This is a genomic window from Antarctobacter heliothermus (assembly GCF_002237555.1).
Taxonomy (GTDB): Bacteria; Pseudomonadota; Alphaproteobacteria; order Rhodobacterales; family Rhodobacteraceae; genus Antarctobacter; species Antarctobacter heliothermus_B.
Genome location: NZ_CP022540.1, coordinates 3,584,021 through 3,603,745, shown reverse-complemented (window position 1 = coordinate 3,603,745; position 19,725 = coordinate 3,584,021). Strand labels below are relative to the sequence as shown.

15 protein-coding genes, 1 other RNA gene and 1 pseudogene are annotated in these 19,725 nt (G+C 62.9%); 6 read left to right on the top strand and 11 right to left on the bottom strand.

The window, feature by feature from the left end; all coding sequences use genetic code 11:
• The first annotated feature begins 11 nt into the window (after nt 1-11).
• Nucleotides 12-2,789, top strand: a complete 2,778-nt coding sequence (locus tag ANTHELSMS3_RS17165) for a glutamine-synthetase adenylyltransferase (protein ID WP_094037196.1) — start codon at nt 12-14, stop codon at nt 2,787-2,789.
• Nucleotides 2,786-3,070 carry a hypothetical protein gene (locus ANTHELSMS3_RS17160; protein ID WP_094035947.1) on the top strand — a complete coding sequence of 95 codons (285 nt, stop codon included), beginning with the start codon at nt 2,786-2,788 and terminating at the stop codon, nt 3,068-3,070. The genes ANTHELSMS3_RS17165 and ANTHELSMS3_RS17160 overlap by 4 nt, the downstream gene beginning before the upstream one ends.
• 3 nt (nt 3,071-3,073) lie before the next feature.
• Here ANTHELSMS3_RS17160 and eda read toward each other — a convergent pair whose 3' ends face one another.
• Nucleotides 3,074-3,718 (bottom strand): bifunctional 4-hydroxy-2-oxoglutarate aldolase/2-dehydro-3-deoxy-phosphogluconate aldolase, encoded by a 645-nt coding sequence (eda, locus tag ANTHELSMS3_RS17155; protein ID WP_094035946.1) that lies wholly within the window; start codon nt 3,716-3,718, stop codon nt 3,074-3,076.
• A 61-nt stretch (nt 3,719-3,779) separates the two neighbouring features.
• A complete protein-coding gene (gene edd, locus ANTHELSMS3_RS17150) occupies nt 3,780-5,585 on the bottom strand; it encodes a phosphogluconate dehydratase (RefSeq protein WP_094035945.1) in 1,806 nt (601 codons plus the stop codon).
• A gap of 168 nt (nt 5,586-5,753) precedes the next feature.
• Here edd and ANTHELSMS3_RS17145 point away from each other — a divergent pair, with 168 nt between their 5' ends.
• From ANTHELSMS3_RS17145 to ANTHELSMS3_RS17135, 3 genes are read left to right on the top strand one after another with little or no spacing between them, the layout of a single operon-like run.
• The gene (locus tag ANTHELSMS3_RS17145) at nt 5,754-6,962 is read left to right on the top strand and encodes an RSP_2647 family RNA methyltransferase (RefSeq protein ID WP_094035944.1); all 1,209 of its coding nucleotides are present in this window, start codon (nt 5,754-5,756) and stop codon (nt 6,960-6,962) included.
• Complete coding sequence (locus ANTHELSMS3_RS17140) at nt 6,959-7,501, top strand: RSP_2648 family PIN domain-containing protein (RefSeq protein ID WP_094035943.1); 543 nt, start codon at nt 6,959-6,961, stop codon at nt 7,499-7,501. Before ANTHELSMS3_RS17145 ends, ANTHELSMS3_RS17140 begins: the two co-directional genes overlap by 4 nt.
• Before the next feature lie 43 nt (nt 7,502-7,544).
• On the top strand, nt 7,545-8,654 hold the full coding sequence (locus ANTHELSMS3_RS17135) for an ABC transporter ATP-binding protein (protein WP_094035942.1): 1,110 nt from the start codon (nt 7,545-7,547) through the stop codon (nt 8,652-8,654).
• 29 nt (nt 8,655-8,683) lie between these two features.
• On the opposite strand, the gene ANTHELSMS3_RS17130 is transcribed toward ANTHELSMS3_RS17135, so the two are convergent.
• The 5 genes from ANTHELSMS3_RS17130 to chrA all read right to left on the bottom strand — a co-directional run bounded on the left by ANTHELSMS3_RS17130 (nt 8,684) and on the right by chrA (nt 12,795).
• Nucleotides 8,684-8,911, bottom strand: a complete 228-nt coding sequence (locus ANTHELSMS3_RS17130) for a ribbon-helix-helix domain-containing protein (RefSeq protein WP_094035941.1) — start codon at nt 8,909-8,911, stop codon at nt 8,684-8,686.
• Nucleotides 8,908-9,081, bottom strand: coding sequence for a DUF4169 family protein (locus tag ANTHELSMS3_RS17125; RefSeq protein ID WP_094035940.1), 174 nt, complete (start codon nt 9,079-9,081; stop codon nt 8,908-8,910). The genes ANTHELSMS3_RS17130 and ANTHELSMS3_RS17125 overlap by 4 nt, the downstream gene beginning before the upstream one ends.
• Before the next feature lie 316 nt (nt 9,082-9,397).
• A complete protein-coding gene (gene fumC, locus ANTHELSMS3_RS17120) occupies nt 9,398-10,792 on the bottom strand; it encodes a class II fumarate hydratase (protein ID WP_094035939.1) in 1,395 nt (464 codons plus the stop codon).
• 209 nt (nt 10,793-11,001) lie between these two features.
• On the bottom strand, nt 11,002-11,478 hold the full coding sequence (locus ANTHELSMS3_RS17115) for an SspB family protein (protein WP_094035938.1): 477 nt from the start codon (nt 11,476-11,478) through the stop codon (nt 11,002-11,004).
• A 78-nt stretch (nt 11,479-11,556) separates the two neighbouring features.
• Complete coding sequence (gene chrA / locus ANTHELSMS3_RS17110) at nt 11,557-12,795, bottom strand: chromate efflux transporter (RefSeq protein ID WP_094035937.1); 1,239 nt, start codon at nt 12,793-12,795, stop codon at nt 11,557-11,559.
• 132 nt (nt 12,796-12,927) lie between these two features.
• Here chrA and ANTHELSMS3_RS26040 point away from each other — a divergent pair.
• Nucleotides 12,928-14,538 (top strand): annotated as a pseudogene (locus tag ANTHELSMS3_RS26040) (tryptophan halogenase family protein).
• Between the two features lie 49 nt (nt 14,539-14,587).
• Here ANTHELSMS3_RS26040 and ssrA read toward each other — a convergent pair.
• The 4 genes from ssrA to ANTHELSMS3_RS17075 all read right to left on the bottom strand — a co-directional run bounded on the left by ssrA (nt 14,588) and on the right by ANTHELSMS3_RS17075 (nt 19,610).
• Nucleotides 14,588-14,938: a transfer-messenger RNA gene (gene ssrA, locus ANTHELSMS3_RS17090) on the bottom strand.
• Between the two features lie 18 nt (nt 14,939-14,956).
• The gene (locus ANTHELSMS3_RS17085) at nt 14,957-15,847 is read right to left on the bottom strand and encodes a fatty acid desaturase (protein WP_094035933.1); all 891 of its coding nucleotides are present in this window, start codon (nt 15,845-15,847) and stop codon (nt 14,957-14,959) included.
• A 5-nt stretch (nt 15,848-15,852) separates the two neighbouring features.
• Nucleotides 15,853-18,480 carry an AAA family ATPase gene (locus ANTHELSMS3_RS17080; RefSeq protein ID WP_094035932.1) on the bottom strand — a complete coding sequence of 876 codons (2,628 nt, stop codon included), beginning with the start codon at nt 18,478-18,480 and terminating at the stop codon, nt 15,853-15,855.
• Entirely contained in the window at nt 18,477-19,610 is a 1,134-nt protein-coding gene (locus ANTHELSMS3_RS17075; RefSeq protein WP_094035931.1) for a metallophosphoesterase family protein, read from the bottom strand. The genes ANTHELSMS3_RS17080 and ANTHELSMS3_RS17075 overlap by 4 nt, the downstream gene beginning before the upstream one ends.
• Nucleotides 19,611-19,725: the final 115 nt, after the last annotated feature.

The window sequence follows — 19,725 nt, the reverse complement described above, 5'->3', positions numbered from 1 at the left end:
CATCTGCGGACATGACTCTGGAAAACCACATGACCCGTTGTCCGCGTGCCTTTGAGCCTGATCGCGGGCGAGAAGCGCTGGAAGCCTGTCCTTGGGCACCGGGACCGCTGGCTGAATTGATCGAAGGCACTGGTGGGTCGAGCCCCTATCTGCGTGGGTTGATCCTCAAGGAAAGTGCCTGGCTCGAAGGCGCGGTGGCGGACCCGGAGGCGGCGGTAGAGGCGGTGTACGCCGGTTTGCAGCAGGTGGCGCCCGGTCAGATCGGCGATGCCCTGCGCGAGGCAAAGCGGCGAATTGCTTTGTTGATCGCACTTTGTGATCTGTCTGGCGCATGGACGTTGGAGCAGGTGACCGGCACGCTGTCAGTTTTTGCCGATCTTGCGGTGACGCTTGCGCTGCGGGCAGCGCTGACACCGTTGATCACGCGTGGAAAACTGCCCGGAATGGGCCAGGGCGACATTGCCGATGCTGGCGGCATGGTGGCGCTGGCCATGGGCAAGATGGGCGCGGGCGAGTTGAACTATTCATCGGACATCGACTTGATCTGTCTGTTTGATGAAACGCGCTATGACCCTGACGACTACCATGAGGCGCGGTCCACGCTGGTGCGCGCGACGCGCAAGATGGCCGCGACCCTGAATGATCTGACCGGCGAGGGCTATGTCTTTCGCACCGATCTGCGGTTGCGGCCCGATCCCTCTGTGACACCCGTCTGTATGGCGATGGAAGCAGCGGAGCGTTATTACGAAAGCGTCGGGCGCACATGGGAGCGGGCGGCCTATATCAAGGCGCGGCCCTCTGCCGGGGATCTGGACGCGGGTGCGCGGTTTTTGAAGACGCTGACCCCTTTTGTCTGGCGCAAGCATCTGGACTTTGCCGCCATTCAGGATGCGCACGACATGCGGTTGCGCATTCGCGAACACAAGGGCTTTCACGGGCGAATCACATTACCCGGTCACAACATGAAGCTGGGGCGGGGCGGCATCCGCGAGATCGAGTTTTTCACCCAGACCCGGCAGTTGATCGCGGGCGGGCGCGATCCGGAACTAAGGGTGCGTGGCACGGTCGATGGATTGCACCGGTTGGCTGCCAAAGGTTGGCTGCCACAAGATGTGGCCGACAAGCTGGCAGGGCATTACCGCGCGCACCGCGAGGTCGAACATCGGGTACAGATGATCGGGGATGCGCAGACGCATGATTTGCCGAAGTCCCCGGAGGGTATGCAGCGGCTGGCCTGTCTGATGGGACGCGATTTGCGCGAGGTAGAGACCGACCTGCGCGCGCGTCTCACTGAGGTCCACGACCTGACCGAAGGATTCTTTGCCCCGGATGCGTGTGACTCGCGGTCAGCGCCCGATGTGTTTGCCGACAGTCCCCTGCCGTCGCGCTGGCACAGCTATCCCTGCCTGCGGTCGCAGCGCGCGGTAGAGATCTTCAAGCGATTGCGCCCCGAGGTTCTACGCCGTCTGGCCGAGGCCGCGCGCCCGGACGAGGCGTTGGCCGCCTTTGACAGTTTCCTGCGCGGGCTGCCTGCGGGGGTGCAGCTGTTTTCACTGTTTGAGGCCAATCCGCAGTTGATCGACCTGCTGGTGGACATTGTTGGCACCTCGCCCGATCTGGCCCGCTATCTGTCGCGCAATGCCGGTGTTTTTGACGCAGTGATCGCCGGGGATTTCTTTAGCCCGTGGCCGGGCGCGGACGCGTTGCGGGTGGCATTGCTGGATGAATTGGACCGCGCGGGCGACTATGAATTGAAACTGGACGCTGCGCGCCGGTGGGCCAAGGACTGGCATTTCCGGATCGGCGTTCACTTACTGCGGGGCCTGATGGAACCGGCGGAGGCGGGAAAGGCATATGCCGATCTGGCCGGGGCAGTGTTGGCCGGGATCTGGCCGCAGGTTCAGACGATGTTTTCAGAGAAACATGGGCCCCCACCCGGGCGCGGTGCCGTGGTGCTGGGGATGGGATCGTTGGGCGCACGGCGACAGCACGCGCGGTCGGATCTGGATGTGATCGTGATTTATGACGCAGAGGGTGTCGAGGCGTCGGATGGGCGCAAGCCGCTTGCCAGCCGGACCTATTACGCGCGCCTGACACAGGCGCTGATCACTGCGATGACCGCGCCAATGGCCGAGGGTAAGCTGTATGAGGTCGACATGCGGCTGCGCCCGTCGGGCAATCAGGGGCCAGTTGCGACCTCCTGGGCGTCTTACCAGAGCTATCAGCGCGATGAGGCCTGGGCTTGGGAGCATCTGGCGTTGACGCGGGCGCGGGTGGTTGCTGGACCTGCGGCCCTCGCCGAGGATGTCGAAGCACTGCGTCAGGAAGTGATTGCAAGAGACCGCGACGCAGGTGGATTGCGCAAGTCCGTGGCCGAGATGCGGGCGCGCATTGCGGCGGCCAAGGCGGCGGGCGGACCGCTGGATGCCAAGATCGGTGCAGGTCGCTTGCAGGACATCGAGCTGTATGCGCAGACCTGTGCGCTGATTGCAGGGCGTCCCCTTCGGGAGGCTCCGCGCGCGTTGCGGCTGGCGGATTGGTTGTCCAAAGAAGATCGAACGGCTCTGGTGGACGCCTATGAGCTGTTTTGGGCGCTACAGATCGGGGCGCGGCTGGTCAGCGAAGAGGCCATAGACCCGGAACGGCTGGGCACAGGTGGCTGTGCCTTTTTGCAGCGGGTCACCGGGGCGTCGGATATGATGGCGCTGCGGTCGGAGCTGGAGGCGAAAGCGCAGCGCGCGGCTGAGATCATCGACGGCGATTTGCCACAAACGGAGGGCGAGATATGACAAAGGATGACGCGATCGACCCCAAGGGCCTGATGGCCGATGCCTATGCCATCGAAGGGATCACCGCCGAAGAGTGCCGGTCGATTTTCCTCGACTGGGCGTTGTCGCTGCCCGAGGACGTGGACATGCAGGCGTTGATCGGGGCCACCTTGGCCCGCCACGGCACGGCGGAGAACCACCCTATGACGCAGGTCTTGCGTGATGGACTGGCGACGGCCGGCAAATCGCGCCGACGGGGCGGGTGGAAGTCACGGCCCCGCCCGGACATGGACGGGGCCTGAAGGTCAGCTGCGGGGCAGGGCGGCCGCGGTGCGGGCCAGTTCCTCGATCGCGGCCCAGTCCCCTGCGGCCACCAGATCCTTGGGAGCGACCCAGCTGCCGCCGACGCACAGGGTGTTCGACAGCGCAAGATAGGCCGGCGCGTTGGCAGGGCTGACGCCGCCGGTGGGGCAGAACCGCACCTGCGGAATCGGTGCGCCGATAGATTTCAACGCTGGCACGCCGCCATTGGCCTCGGCCGGAAAGAATTTTTGCACCGAGTAACCGCGCTCCAGCAGGCGCATCGCCTCTGTCGAGGTGGCAATCCCCGGCAAAAGCGGCAGGTCGGCGGCCTCGCAAGCGTCCAGCAACTTGTCCGTGGCCCCCGGCGATACCCCGAATTTCGCACCTGCGGCGATGGCGGCGGCGACGTCCTCGGGGGTCAGTAGGGTGCCCGCACCGACGATACCGCCCTCAACCTTTGCCATCTCGCGGATCGCATCCAGTGCGGCCGGGGTGCGCAACGTCACCTCCAGCACCGGCAAGCCGCCGGCGACCAGCGCCTCGGCCAAGGGGCGCGCCTTGGAGGCGTCGTCGATCACAAGAACCGGGATCACGGGGGCAAGGCGGCACAGCGCCTCGTTGCTTTGGCTGGCGTCCTGTGGAGTCATCGCTGGAGTCTCACTCTGGTAGGGTGGATTTTGAGTATTTGTACCAAGAAGCAGCGGATAGTTACACCACCACGGCGGCCCCGTTGGAGGCAAGTCCAACGTTCTGGCGGAACGCCTCGAACAATTCCCGCCCGACGCCATGGCCATTGTTGCTGAGATCGGCCTGAACCGGCTCGCGGTCCGCGAAATCGGGGGCAAGCGTTTCCAGCGTGCCGTTCACCGCATCGACGCGGACGATGTCGCCGTCACGCAGCCGTGCCAGAGGGCCACCATTTGCCGCCTCTGGTGAGACGTGGATTGCGGCGGGCACCTTGCCGGATGCGCCGGACATGCGGCCATCGGTGACCAGCGCCACCTTGAGCCCGCGGTCCTGTAGCACAGCCAGCGTCGGCACAAGCCCGTGCAGTTCCGGCATGCCGTTGGATTTCGGCCCCTGAAACCGAACGACGACCACGGTGTCAGAGGTAAACTCACCCGCCTTGAACGCGGCCTTGACGCTGTCCTGATCCTGAAAGACGCGGGCCGGGGCCTCGATCACATGGCGTTCTGGCGCGACGGCAGAGACCTTGATCATACCGTGACCAAGATTGCCGTGCAGTTGTTTCAGGCCGCCCGACGACTGGAACGGATCGCGCGCGGGTCGCAGGATCTTGTCGTTCTGGCTATCGCGCGGACCGTCGCGGTAGGTGATCTCACCCCCGGTCAAGACGGGTTCACGGGTGTACAGTGACAGGCCATCCCCGGCGACGGTCTTGACGTCGTCGTGCAACAGTCCTGCGTCCAGCAGGCTGCCGATCATGTACTGCAATCCGCCCGCCGCATGGAAATGGTTCACGTCTGCCAGACCGTTGGGATAAACCTTGGCCATCAGTGGCGTGGCGGAGCTGATCTCATCGAAATCCTCAAGCTCCAGCGCGATTCCGGCGGCGCGGGCCATGGCGGGCAGATGCAGCACTAGGTTGGTCGACCCGCCGGTGGCCATCAGGCCCACGATCCCGTTCACAAAAGCCTTGGCATCAAGAATGTCACAGACCGGGCGATACGCGTTGCCCAGTGCGGTGATCGACAGCGCGTGTTTCGCCGCCTCAGATGTCAGCGCGTCGCGCAGTGGTGTGCCGGGATTGACGAAGGACGTGCCCGGCAGGTGCAGGCCCATGAACTCCATCAACATCTGGTTGGAGTTGGCGGTGCCATAAAAAGTGCAGGTGCCCGCGCCGTGGTATGAGGCCATCTCTGCCTCCATCAGCTTGTCCCGGCCCACTTCTCCTGCGGCGAACTGCTGACGAACCTTGGCTTTTTGGTCGTTGGGCAGGCCGGATGTCATCGGGCCGGCGGGGATGAACAGGCCGGGGATATAGCCGAATGTGGCTGCGGCAATCACCAGCCCCGGCACGATCTTGTCGCAGACGCCAAGATAGACGGCCGCGTCGAACACGTTGTGGCTGAGCGCGACACCGGCGGCCAGCGCGATCACGTCGCGCGAAAACAGCGACAGTTCCATGCCGACTTGGCCTTGGGTGACGCCGTCGCACATGGCCGGCACGCCGCCGGCAACCTGCGCGGTGCCGCCAGCCGCGCGTGCGGCCTCGCGGATCACTTGCGGGTAGGTCTCAAACGGCTGGTGCGCCGACAGCATATCGTTGTAGGCGGTCACAATCCCAAGGTTAGGCGCACGGCCACCGGCCAACGCGTTCTTGTCTTCGCTCATGGCGGCATAAGCGTGGGCCTGGTTGCCGCAGGTCAGGTGTGCACGGCGCGGGCCTTCGTCGGCGGCGCGGCGCATCCGGTCCAGATAGGTGGCGCGCATCTGCTCGGAGCGGGCTTCGATACGGGCGGTGACTCGGGCGATTGTGGCGTCAAGCGGCATTCGGGACTCCCTTGGGGATCTGCGGTGGCTTGGGGGTTGGGTTTTCCTTAAGCCAGTTAGCGCTAACGGTAAAGGGCCAATGATGTCCTGCGCGGATTCTGCGCAAGTTATCCCATCAGAAACGCGCCAGCGCTTCCCCCGGTTCCCGAAGCAGGCTAATCGGAGGGCATGACAGATATAGAAACGCCCCAAGGCCGCCCCGTGCTGCGCCTGAAACCCAAAGCCAATGCGCGCGCGATCCGTCGTGGCGCACCGTGGGTCTTTGACAATGAACTCGTGATGGACCGGCGCAGCAAGGCGCTGACGCCCGGCAGCATCGCCACGCTGGAGGATGCAGAGCGGACGCCGCTTGCGACAGTCGCAGTCAACCCCGCCTCGCGCATCGTCGGGCGGGTGCTGGACCGGGACGCGTCGGCGCAGATCGACGATGCATGGTTCACGACTCGGCTGCGCAAGGCGCTGACGCTGCGAGACAGCGTCTACGACGCGCCGTTTTACCGGCTGATCCATGCCGAGGGTGACGGGCTGCCCGGTGTGGTGATCGACCGCTTTGGGGACACCTGCGTGGTGCAACCCAACGCCGCTTGGGCAGAGGCACATCTTGAAGTGTTGACCGATGCGTTGGTCGCGGTGACCGGCGTGTCCAATGTGCTCAAGAACGCAGGCGGGCGAGGTCGCGCGCTGGAGGGGCTGGACGATGTGGACGCGGTGCTGCGTGGCGCGGCCCCTGACGGACCGATGCCGGTGCAGATGAATGGTGCCACCTACATGGCCGATCTCACCGGCGGCCAGAAGACCGGCCTGTTCTACGATCAACGCGACAATCAAGGGTTTGTCGCCCGACTGGCCGGCGGCAAGACCGTGCTGGATGTGTTCACGCATGTCGGGGGATTCGGTCTGGCGGCGCTGGCTGGTGGTGCGACCCGCACGCTGGCGGTGGATGGCTCTGCCCCGGCGCTGTTGCTGGCCGAAGACGGTGCCAGCCGAATGAACGCCGCCGATCGTTTCGAGACGCGGCAGGGCGATGCCTTTGCGGTGATGGATGCTCTTGCGGCAGAGGACACACGCTTTGACGTTGTGATCTGTGACCCGCCCGCCTTTGCGCCCAACAAACCAGCACTGGACAAAGGTCTGCGCGCTTATGAGCGTGTCGCCCGTCTGGCTGCGACGCTGGTGGCAGAGGATGGCTATCTGGTGCTCTGCTCTTGTTCGCACGCCGCTGACCTGAACAGCTTTACAGGGGCCTGTCTGCGCGGGATTGGCCGGTCGGGACGGTGGGCGCAACTGATCCATACCGGCACGGCTGGGCCGGATCATCCGCTGCTGCCGCAACTGGCGGAGTCGGGGTATCTCAAGGCGCTGGTCTTCCGCCTGTGAAAGTGCTGCTGGATACATGTGTACTGTATCCAACGGTGATGCGCGAAATCCTGTTAGGGGCGGCGCGCGCGGGACTGTTTACGCCGCTTTGGTCCGCCCGCATCCTTGAAGAATGGGCGCGCGCCGCGCGCAAGCTCGGCCCCCAGGGAGAGGCACAGGCGCGCGGCGAGGTTGCCCTTGTCCGCGCCGCCTGGCCCCGGGCCGAGGTCGTCTGGAAACCCTCCCTGGAGGCGCGGTTGTGGCTGCCGGACTCCAATGACGCGCATGTGCTGGCCGCCGCCATCGCGGGTAATGCGGATGTGATCATCACGCTGAATGCCAAGGATTTTCCACGCAATGTTCTTGCCGAAGAGGGGCTTTCCCGCGCCGACCCGGATGCCTTTCTGCTGGGATTCTGGCAGGCAGAGCCCGATCTGATGGCGCACGTTGGCGAAGCGGTGCGGCAACAGGCAGAGATCCTGTCGGGCAAGCCTTGGACGATCCGCGATCTGATGAAAAAGGCCCGCCTGCCGCGACTGGGCAAGGCGCTGTCGGGCTAGGGTTGCAGGGGCGGGCCGCGCGCTTTATCTCTCTGCAAACCCGATGAAATCCGTCGGAGACCTGGAAGGACGTTCCGTGAAACCGCCCCGTCTTGAGATCCGTGACATCAAGCGCAGCTATGATGGCAAACCCGTGGTCGACAATGTCTCTCTGGCGATTCAGCCGGGCCATGTGACTTGCCTTCTGGGCCCATCGGGCTGCGGAAAATCCACCACGCTGCGGATTATCGCGGGTGTCGAAATGCAGGATTCCGGGACAATCCACGTCGACGGCAATCTGGTTTGCGACACTGTGTTCCGGGTGCCACCCGAGCGGCGCTCTGTGGGATTGATGTTTCAGGACTTTGCGCTTTTTCCGCACCTGAGCGTCGGCGAAAACGTCGCCTTTGGCCTCAAGGGACCGGGGGCAGAAAAGAAGGCTCGCGCCAGAGATTATCTGGGGCGCGTGGGGCTGGAACACTATATCGACGGCTTCCCGCACGAATTGTCGGGCGGTGAGCAGCAGCGCGTGGCATTGGCCCGCGCGCTGGCGCCCAAACCACGCGTCATGCTGATGGATGAGCCGTTCTCTGGCCTCGATAACCGACTGCGCGACGGTATCCGGGACGAGACTCTGGAACTGCTCAAGGAAGAGGGCACATCCGTTTTGCTGGTCACGCATGAACCCGAAGAGGCCATGCGCATGGCCGACGAAATCGCGTTGATGCGCAAGGGGCATATCGTCCAGATGGGCGCGCCCTATAATATCTACAACGCCCCCGCAGACCGTGAGGCGGTGGCTTTTTTCAGTGACATCAATACGATACGGGGCAATGTTCAAGGGGCGTTGGTCGCGACGCCCTTTGGCCAGTTCTTTGCGCCGGGGTTTTCCGACGGCACCGGGGTTGAGATCGTCTTTCGCCCGCAGCACGTCAGCATCGATTTTGACCGTGCCGGCAAAGGACCCAGCCCGTCGACGCGGACCGGCGCACCTGCACGCGGTGTGGTAGAGCGTGCACGTTTCATGGGCGCAGAAAGCCTCGTGGAATTCCGCATGGATCACGACCAGCAAAAACTGCGGGCGTCCGTGCCGAATGTGTTCCTACCGAAACCCGGCACGCCAATGTGGCTCAGCGTTCGGCGTGATCGGTGTTTCGTCTTTCCGGCACATTGATTTATCCACAATCGCTTGTGGATAACGCCTCATGCATCGCGCGAAAACAAACAGTGTTCCAGCACGAACACCCGGATTGATGATGCCAGTCCAACCTCAGGTTCTCGACTCACATCAATTTCGGACGCCAATGCGTTGATTGTCTTATTGTTTTCGCGCGCGATGCGGCGAAATTCCTGCCAAAACAAATCTTCCAGCGACACCGACGTTCGATGTCCTTTGAGTGTCAAAGAATGTTTGACCGGACGCCCCTTCATTCTGTCTCGTGCCCGTCTAGATCGCGTTTCGCCTTGTCGGCGCGTGCCTTGACCAGATCCTTTTGCGCCTTGCTCAATCCATGTTGCGCGGCGCTGGCGTCACCGTCACGGCGCTTTCCATCGCGCGCTTTTTGCTTCTTAAAGCGGTTCAGATTGACCACCTTGGACATGATACGCGCCCCGTTGCAGTGAATGTATCTGGCTCAAACGGTACGCGTTTTCCGTTTTGATGTACAAGGCGCTCTGTCGTCAGCGGGAGATGCCGCGTGCCCAGCCTCTAGTAAACGTCATCCCCATCGCGTCTCTCGCCGGTGGGGCAGTTGGTCATAGGGTCACACAGCACACTAAACTGGCGCGCATATCTCCCGCAAACAGAAACAGAGCGCGGATTGATGCACCGGCGTCCTGTCTTCATCTTGGTAAAAATACTCAGGGGGAAGTGGGGGCAGAGCCCCCACTCCGGCCTTGCAATACTGGGCCCGGAAATCAGGCCTTGGGCCCGATCATCTGTTCGGGGCGCACCACGGCGTCAAAGGTGGCCTCATCGACGAAGCCCAGCGCAATCGCCTCTTCCTTCAGCGTAGTGCCGTTCTTGTGCGCGGTTTTGGCGACCTTGGTGGCGTTGTCATAGCCGATGGTCGGAGCCAAAGCCGTGACCAGCATCAGCGATTCCTTCATCAGCTTTTCGATGCGCGGCTCATTTGCCTGAATGCCCATCAGCATCCGCTCGGTAAAGCTGTCTGCGGCATCGCCAAGCAGTTGAATGGATTGCAGCAGGTTGTAGCTCATCATCGGGTTGTAGACGTTCAGTTCAAAGTGCCCTTGAGAGCCAGCGAACTTGATCGCCGCGTCGTTGCCCATGACATGCGCCGCCACCTGTGTCAGCGCCTCTGCCTGTGTCGGGTTCACCTTGCCCGGCATGATCGACGATCCGGGTTCGTTCTCCGGCAGGATCAATTCCCCAAGGCCAGAGCGCGGGCCAGAGCCAAGGAACCGGATGTCGCTGGCAATCTTGTAGCAGCTGCCCGCGATCGTCGCCAAAGCGCCCGACAGGAAGACCATGGCGTCATGGGCGGCCAGCGCCTCGAACTTGTTCGGCGCGGTGACGAACGGCAGATCGGTGATGTCGGCCATATGGGCGGCCACAGCCTCTGACCAGCCGGGCGCGGTGTTCAACCCGGTCCCTACGGCGGTGCCGCCTTGCGCCAGCTCATAAATGCCGGGCATCGCTGCTTCGACGCGTTTCAAACCCTGACGGATCTGGTGTGCATAGCCGGAAAACTCCTGTCCGAGCGTCAGCGGCGTCGCGTCTTGCGTGTGGGTGCGACCGATCTTGATGATGTCCTTGAATTCGGCGGATTTCGCTTCCAGCCCCTCGGCCAGTTTGGTCAGGCCGGGCAACAGCACGTCCCGCACCATCATGGCGGTGGCGATGTGCATCGCGGTGGGGAAGGTGTCGTTGGACGACTGGCCCATGTTGCAATGGTCGTTCGGGTGCACCGGATCCTTGGACCCGATTACGCCGCCAAGGATCTCAATCGCGCGGTTGGCGATAACCTCGTTCGAGTTCATGTTCGACTGGGTGCCGGATCCGGTTTGCCAGACGACCAGCGGAAAGTTGTCGTCGAACTTGCCGTCGATGACCTCACCAGCGGCCTGAATGACTGCATCGGCGATCTTGGCGTCCATCTTGCCCGTCGCCTTGTTCTGCATGGCGCAGGCCTTTTTGATCACCCCCAGCGCGCGCACGATGGCGACGGGCTGTTTCTCCCAGCCTATGGGAAAGTTCATGATCGACCGCTGTGTCTGCGCGCCCCAGTACTTGTCTGCGGGGACTTCGAGCGGGCCAAAGCTGTCGGATTCGGTACGGGTCGCGGTCATGGAATGTGGCTCCTGGACTATGTTGCGCAACGGGTTAGCCCATGCCCCGGCAAAGGGCAATTCTGGTGGCGCAATCAGCGACAAATGCGCATCGTGGCGGGCAAAGCGCACATACGGGTCGGCGCGGACGTCCTGAACGGCAGCATCGATTGGCGTAGAGACGGCTGGACGCGTGTTAACGACAGCGGCCAGACAGGCCAGCGACAGCGTTACTTGCGAAAGCGGTCTAGGCTGACAACTTCGGCGTCGTGATGCTCTGTCGGGGTCTTGGGGTCCGGGTCGTGACCCGGGCCGTCCGGCGGCGTTGGATCGTCGCCGTCGTCGTCATCTTCTTCCTGACTCTCAAAACGCAGTCCGAATTCCACCGACGGATCGACAAAGGTCTTGATCGCATCATAGGGGATATACAGCCGCTCTGGCGCGTCGCCAAAATTCAGCGTGACGGAAAACCCGTCGTCAGTCACATCCAGATTGTCGTACCAGTGCTGCATCACCACTGTCATCTCATCGGGGTAACGGTCCGACAGCCAATCGGCCAGTTCGGCGTCCGGGTGACCCGTGTCGAAGGTGATGAAGAAGTGATGTTCGCCCGGCAAGCCGTCCCTTTGCACGCCTTCGAGAACCTGCTGAATCAGGCCACGCATGGCGCGGTGCATGAGCTTGCCGTAGTCGATGCCGTCGGACATATGGGGACCTCTTTGAGCGCATCCCCATCATATTGCTTTTGGCAGAGAGTAAAAGGGGCCAAGGGGCGAAAATCAAAGCTACGACAGCGCCCACCCCAAGACGGCACATGCCAAAAGAGTAAGCGGAACGCCACGTTTGGCCACCAAAAGCATCACTGCGGCCAGACCGATCAATGGCAGGACTTGCCAGCGCAACGCGGCAAGCTGTGGCAGGTCAAAACTGATCGGCCCAATCGAGACAGGGACCAGCACGGCAAACAGCACATGCAGCGCAAACCATAGCGACAGGTTGAGGATTACGCCCACCACGGCAGCGGTGATGGCGGCCAGCGCCGATTGCAGGCGTGGCCGGGCCAGCAGGTTCTCGACGTATGGTGCCCCGGCGAAAATCCACAAGAAGCACGGCACAAAGGTCATCCAAAGCGTCAGAGCCCCCGCCGCCAGCGCAAGCCAAGGCCCGCCCTGAGCATGGCCCGCCAGTTGCCCGACAAACTGCGTCACAAGGATCAGCGGACCGGGGGTGGTTTCGGCCAGACCCAGCGCGTCAACCATTTGCGTGGCGTCCAGCCAACCGCGCGTCTCGACCACTTCCTGCGCCATGTAGGTCAGCACGGCATAGGCACCGCCAAAGGTGACAACCGCCAGCTTGGCAAAGAAAGCGGCAAGGTCGAACAACAACTGTTGGCCGGTGATCCACAAGACCGGCAGTGGCATCAGCCAGAGCGCGAACCAAAGCGCGAGGGTGGCCGGATGGGTCTTGTGTCCGGTGGGATCGGGCGGGGTTTCTGAAACATTTGGGGCACGCGCCGCACCCCACAGTGCGGCCAGCGCAATGATCAACGGAAAAGGCAGTCCCAACGCATAGATGCCAAGGAACGACAGCCCGGCTGTGATGGTGTCTGAGGTGCCTTGCAAGGCTTTGGACGACAGTCTGATGAGTGCCTGTGCGACAATCACCACAACGCAGGCCTTGACCCCCAGTAATAGCGCCTCCGTCTCTGGCCGGGCCCCGAATTCTGCATAAAGCAGCGCAAGACCGGCGATAACTCCAGCCCCCGGCAGCACAAACAGCCCGCCCGCGATCAACCCGCCCCAAATGCCGCGCATTCGCCAGCCTGCATAGGTGGCCAATTGCATTGCCTCCGGTCCGGGCAGCAACATGCAAAAGCTGAGCGCGCGCAGGAACTGCTGTTCCGACATCCAGGGACGATCCTCGACCAGTTCGCGGTGCATCAGCGCGATCTGCGCGGCAGGCCCGCCAAAGGAAAGCAGCCCGATGCGGCCAAAGACAAGTGCAAGTGTGGAAAGCGATGTCATCAGATCTGCATTTTGTTGAAATACCCAAAGCCGGGTTTGACAGGCTGTCAGCGCGGGTCAAGCCCACCAGCGGCATTGCTTTGTTCCCCGACCGGCGTAGGCTGATTGAAACGTCATCATGGGGGACAAGGCATGGCGTCACCGATCCGCAAAGTCACCATTGTCGGCGGCGGGACTGCGGGGTGGCTTGCCGCATCGTTGCTCAACAGCCTGCTGCGCGAGACACGCCCGCCAGAGGATGCGGTAGAAATCACGCTGTTCGAATCGCCAGACATCTCCACCGCGGGCGTGGGGGAGGTGACTGTGCCCGACATGCCGCGCACGCTGGCCGATTGCGGGATCTCGGAGGCAGCGTTCTTTCGCTGCTGTAATGCCTCTTTCAAACTTGGCGTATTGTTCGATCACTGGAACGTGGACGCGGACGGTCAGCCAATCTCTTACGTCAATCCGTTTGACGCGCCACAGCCGCTGAACGGCGCGCCGCTGGCCGCCTACTACCTCAAGTACGGCGCCGGAGACTTTGATTTTGTTCACCTCTTTTCGCCTTGCCTTGACCTGCGCGATGGCCTGCGCGGGCCGCGCCCGTTCCGCGCCGGGGAGTTTGCCCAAGGGGCTGGATTTGCCTACCATTTGGATGCTGGCAAGTTTTCGGCCTTATTGCGCGACACCTGCATTGCGCGCGGCGTGGTCCATATCTTTGACAATTTTCAGGACGTGGAACTGGATGAGACCGGAAAGGTCCCGGCACTGCATTTGGAAAAGGGTGGGCGGCATGACGTCGAACTGGTTCTGGACTGCACGGGCTTTCGCGGGTTGATCATTAACAAGGCTTTGGGAATCGAATTTATCAGCTATTCCAAGTATCTGGCCAATGATCGTGCGATGGCGGTTCAGGTGCCTCACCTGACTGACGACATCGAGCCTATGGCCCGGTCAACCGCGCTTGGCGCGGGCTGGACGTGACGCGTGCCGTTGTTCAACCGGGTCGGCACTGGCTATGTGTTTTCCAGCGCGCATCGCACCGATGAGCTGGCCCGCGATGAACTTATGTCCTGAGTCGGGCCAGCCGTAGAGGGGCTGGAGCCGCGGGTGATCCCGATGCGGATTGGCCGCAACCGCGAAAACTGGGTCAAGAACTGCGTTGCGGTGGGCCTGTCGGGGGGATTCATCGAGCCGCTTGAATCGACCGCCATCCATATGATCGACATGGCAGTGCGGGCGCTGATCACCTATTTCCCTGACACCAGTTATGCCGCACCACTGCGTCGTCGCTACAACTGTCAGATGGAGCGGTTGTAAGACGAGGTGCGTGATTTCATCTGCCTGCACTATGCGTTGGGGAACTGGTCCGACAGCCAATACTGGGTTGATGCGCCCGAAGAATTGGCAGTGTCGGACACGCTGGCAGAGAACATGGCGCAGCCCGGTGATCTGGACTCGGCCGTGCTGTTTTCGGCGCAGGTGTATCAGGCGGTTCTGTTGGGCAAGCGCGTTTATGACATGGGCTACAAGGCGGATAATTTCGCCGCGGGCTATGCGCTGGATGAAAATCGCTGGTGGGATTTTGTCGCGAAACGGCGCGCGCGCTATGCGGAATTCGCCGAAGGGGCCGCAAATCATTGCCATCTCTTGCGCGAAATCCGGGGTGAGCTGGTGGGACGTGAGCGGCACGCCGTGGAACGAGGAGAGACGGTGGACACGCCGCGGGCCATGTCAGAGCTGTCCGAAAACAGTATGCTGTGATGCGCGCCGTCGACCGACATCATACGCAATGGAGAGGGATAGGGGGTAAAGTGCAGGCTTCTGTTGCCAGGTGCCTGCGAACCCCGCCTTACGCTGCTAGGCGCAAGGGCTTAGATTTCGGTATTTCTAACAGCTTACGCTGCGAGAGCCACCGGAGCACGATTGTTGTTGGCAATTGTACTTTGTGAACCGATAACGGTGGTATCTCACCGAAGCAAAGCTACATCTTTACGCGTTCGTCGATCCTGTTTCGTCCCCAAGATCCCCCAACAAGGGATATATGGTGGAGACGCCGGGTACCGCCCCCGGGTCCGATCCGTTTATTACATGCGCGTTTATGCCCATAGTCCCCGAGAGGACAAAACAGAATATAGGCCCGCCTTGCGCCGTTGCAAAGGGGTAATCGGTGAATTTCCCGTCAGCGCAGGTCTGAGACATAAGTGGCTGTGAACATGCCGTAGCCGTTTTCAGTCACGTTGAGATGCGGCGCCATATGGGCGTGCAGCGCAGGCAGTTGGTGAAACGGCACGGCAGGAAAGCTATGGTGTTCGGCGTGATACGGCATGTTCCAGGCCAGCCAGCGGATCAGCCGGTTGGTAAATGTGGTGCGGGTATTTTCCAGCATATTGGTGACAAAGGCACAGCGCCCATGTTCCGCCAGCAGGTATAGCCGCAGAAACGGTTGTCCCAGCAGGAGCGGGATCAGCCACACCCAGAGCAGCGCAGCGTTGCCCGCCAACAGGGAACCCAGCAAGGCAACGGCGTATAGGGTGAGGAACTGCCGCGCTTCGCGGGTGATGTCGTCGCGCCGGGCTTTGGGGATATAGTCGTCGTCGCAGCGCCCGGCGGCATTGCGGAACAGCGTGCGAAAGTGGCTGATCCAAACCGGCACACCAGAAACGTGGACCAGCCATGCGCGCAGAGTCTCAGGTTTGGTCTCAGCCAGTTCGGGATCTTTTCCGGGGATTTGCGTGTGGCGATGATGGGCAAGGTGAAACCACCGAAACCAGATCGGCGGCAGGAACAGCAGCGCCCCGCTCAACCATCCCGCAGCACGGTTGAGCCATTGCGTGCGGAACGGCGTGTCATGCACCGTCTCATGCAGCAGCGTAAAGAGGAACACCAACAAGATGCCCTGCGGCAGCAAGAGCAGTGGCCAGAACGGGACACGAGCAAGGATCAGCGCGCCGATCAGAAAGATCGCGCCAAGGTGGCCAGCGAGGTGCCTCAGACCCGGGGCATCGCGCCGTGTCGTCAGCGCGCTGCGGGTGTCGGCGGGCAGTCTGGCAAGGACGGCTTTGTGATCCATCGGGGTTACACGTCCAGCAGGCTGTCGCTGGTCAGAGACAGCGGACGGATGCTCAGCTGTTGCCCGCCAAGGTCACGAAAGGCGCGTTGGCGGCAGGTCAGCACGATGATTTGCACGTCGGCGGCCTGTCGGTGCAGCGCGTCAAACATCCGCTCGATCCGATCGTCGTCAGTATAGACCAGCGCATCGTCAAGGATCACGGGGGCCGCGCGCCCATCCTGCGCCAGAAGGCGAGCAAAGGCGAGGCGGACCAGCAGGGCCAGTTGCTCTTGCGTGCCGCCGGACAGAACGTCGACGGTTTCCTCGCGCCCATTGCGGATCAGTTGGCGCGGTAGCAGATCGGTGTCGTCCCATTCCAGTTGTGCCTCTGGCCAAAGAAGGTGAAGAAGAGGGCGCAAGGCATTGGCAACAGGCGTGAAATACCTATCTCTTGCGGCGGACCTAGCGGCCTCTAGCGCGGCGGCAAGACGTTGCAGGACAGCTACTTCGCGTGCCATGCGGGCAAGGCTTGCTTCGGCGGCCTTCAGGTCTTGCTCCAGCTCCTCCAGCCGTTCCTCGACCGCGCCCTCGGCGTTGCGGCGCACACGTTCGTCCAACCGCGCCAGATCTACCGTCAGACGCGCAATGTTATCTTCGGCGGCGCGTTCCGCTGATTGTGCGCGGGTCAGGGCGGCCCGGGTGCTTTCAAGGTCGGGTGCCTCGGCCTTGGCCTTTGCGCAGGCGGTTTGCGCATCGGCAAACGCGACCTCTGCCTGTGCCAGTTCGGTGGCAAGATCCGCGTCCGAAATAGGTTCTATCCGCGACAAGGCCGCGTCTGCGCGAGTCAGTCGGTCTTTGGCGGCTTGCCCTGCGGCCTGTGCGCGGGCGGCTTCTGTTCGAGCGAGGTCAAGCCGGTCGCGCGCGGTTTCAAGTGCGGTCTCTGCCTCAATCCGGAACGCCTCTGCTGCATTGCGGGCTTCTTTTGCCTCTTCGAGCGGGGGAAGATCGGTGGTTGAATCCTCCGGTGGCACGGGCAAGGCGGCAAGCGCATCATGCAGGGCATCCAGCCCCTTGGGCGCGTGCGCTTTCAGGGCGGCGCTGGCCTCGGCCACTGCGCGTTCGGCGCGCGCGCGGGTTTCGGCCGCAGCACGGGCGCCGGCGATGTCGTCGACGCCCAGCTTACGCAGCGCGGTGTCAAGGGCATCCTGCGCGGCATCGACGCTGCCATCGTCGCCTTTGCCGCCGGGGGCAAAGCGGAGGTTCCCGATGCCATCGATCTGCAGATCCGTGGAAGTGATCAGCGGTATTGGGATCGCGCCGGGCAGCGCGGTGCCGTCGCGGTGAATGCTGCCGTCGCGGCCCGGCTCATAGGTTATTTCCAGCTTTGCGGCGCTGGCGTCCCGTAGCGCGCGCGCCTGTTCCAACGCGGCAGCCTTGCGTTCCAAGTCAGTCAGATGTTCGGCTGTGGGGCCTGTTGTGGCGGCAGCGCGTGCCGTGTCAGCCGTGTCGCGCAGCGCCTCTGCCTTGGTCAGTCGGTCCGCCAGCTCTGCCCGCTGGCGGCTGGTGTCCTTTGCGCGCTCTGCGTTTTGCGCAGCCTGAAGCGCGCGCTCTGCTTCGGCCAATGTGGCGCGGGCTGCGGTCAGCGTGTCGCGTGCGGTCTGGGTGTTGGCCTGTGCCTCCGCCTGCGTCTGGTCTGCCGTTCCGCGCTGATCTCGCGCGGCCTGCGCCTGTTGCGTGGCCTCGACCTGTTCGGCGCGCGCTTCTGCCAGCGCGGTCTTGCGGGTCAACAAGCCGTCCAGCTGCAGTTGCGCCGTGTCCACGGCCCGGATCAGCGTGTCGATCCGAGCCGCGTGCCGTTCGGCGGCGGCAAATGCAGCTGTGGCCTCCATCAAACGGGATTTGCGCCGCTCCGCGGTCTCTGGGTCTGTCAGGTCGTGCAATTCTGTGCGGGCGCGTTTGCGCGCGGACAGATCATCTTGCAAGGCGGCGACCGTCTGGGCCATCTCCTCATGTTGGGTACGCAGGGCCTCGACACGGTCCTGAGCGGTCTTCCACGGCCCCCCGGTGCGCGGACGCCCGGTGGCTGTGGCGTAGTTTTCCAGTTCCGCCCGACAGTGTTTCAGCGCCGCATCCATGCGCTGACCGCCGGTCATGGCCTCGACCTCTCCGGTGACAGATGACAGCAGATCGCGGCGCGCGTCTCGCTGGAGGTCTTGATCCTTGCGGGTGCCGTCCGACAGGACTGTCAGTCCCTGACGCACCCAGAGCAGTCCCGACGGCCCCCCCGCATCGGCAGCAGACAAGCGCGAGATCCAGGCCTCGGCCTCATCGGCCTGTGCGATCAGGTGGCCGTCGCGGTGAATTGTTGCGCGGGGTTTGGAGATCCAGCGCTTGGCGACGGTAAAGACACCCTCGTCTGTCTCGATGTCCACCAGAACTTCTGGTGCGCCGCCGGCGTGCGGTCTTAACGCGGTGATTTCACGCGGTTTCCCGCTGTGGGGAAAGCGGAATAGCGCCTGCAATCCGTCGAACAGCGTGGATTTTCCCTGTTCATTGGGGGCGGCGAGGACATTCAACCCCTCGGACAGGCCGGTGATTTCGACTGGCGCGGTAAAGCGGCGGAGGTTGTTGACGGCGATGCGGCGCAATTTCATGAGGCGGGGTCCGTCACATAGGCATAAAGCCGGGCAAGCGCCTCTGCGGCGATCCCCCGGTCGTCGGCGGAGCGGGTCGTATCCTCGGCCTCATCCCTGAGATCCTCGGCGGCCTGACGCAGCGCGCCCGCATGGTCGATGGCGTCTAGGTCGACAGTGTCCAGCAGCGTGCCAAGATGGTCAGTGACCAGCTCAAAATGGGCGAAATCGGGGGCTGCGGCATTGGCGGCCCGAACCAGTTCGGCGCGCTGCGCAAGGCTGGCCCAGCCGGTCGCCTGTACCCGCAACAGCACGTCGCGCCTGCCACGGTCGGGCAAGAGGGCGTCCAGTGCGTCGGGCGTGTCCAGCCCGGCCTGAATGGGTAAGTCCTGTTCTGTCCACAAAAAATGGCCGGTTTCGACCTCCTCTACGCGAGGCAGGGCACCGGGCGAGTCGATGGTTACGGCAAGACAGACGCCGCGTCGTCCGTGTTTGAAACGGTCCTGTTCCGGCGTGCCGGGGTAATGGGTGCGCGATCCGATGGCCAACCGCCCGTGCCAATCGCCAAGTCCAAGGTAATCCAGCCGCGCGCTGTCCGCCCGGGTGGGCGGGATATGCGCGCCGGTGTCCTCGAAATCGGTCACGCCGCCATGGGCGAGGCCAATCCGCAGCGTGCCCTCGGGTGAGGGCATTGCAGCCAGCACATCGGTCAGATCACGCCCCGGCGCGCGGTGGGTGACCGGGGCGGGCAGCAGGCAGGCGCTGTCGTCCAGCAGGACCGGGGTGGCGGTGGTCAGCGCGTGGACATTGGGCGGTGCCTCGGCCATCAGTCGATCCCAGAGCGGTTCGGCGTTGCGCAGGTTGTCGTGGTTGCCGGGCAGCAGCCACCACTTGATCCCGGAATCCTCGGCCATCGCACTCAGCGCCTGCTTGAGAACCTGAGCCGAGGGTGTGGCGGTGTCGAACGTGTCGCCGGCCAGCAGGATATGCGCGGCACCGTACTTGCGCGCGACCTCTGCCAGACGAAGGATGGCGCCATGCCGCGCCTCCATCAGCCGACCCCGGATGTTGCCATCTTGCGGTTCGGGGATATTGGCAAAGCGGCGACCAAGGTGCAAATCAGACGAGTGGATAAATGTGATAGGTGCCATACGGTGCGGTCTCTTTCCCTCCACTCTTTCAGGGCGACAAAGGGAGTGCAATGGCTGCCGGCTACCGGGGCGATCGTCATTGTGTTTCGGCTTTAGGGGGGGCTGTCAGCTGCGC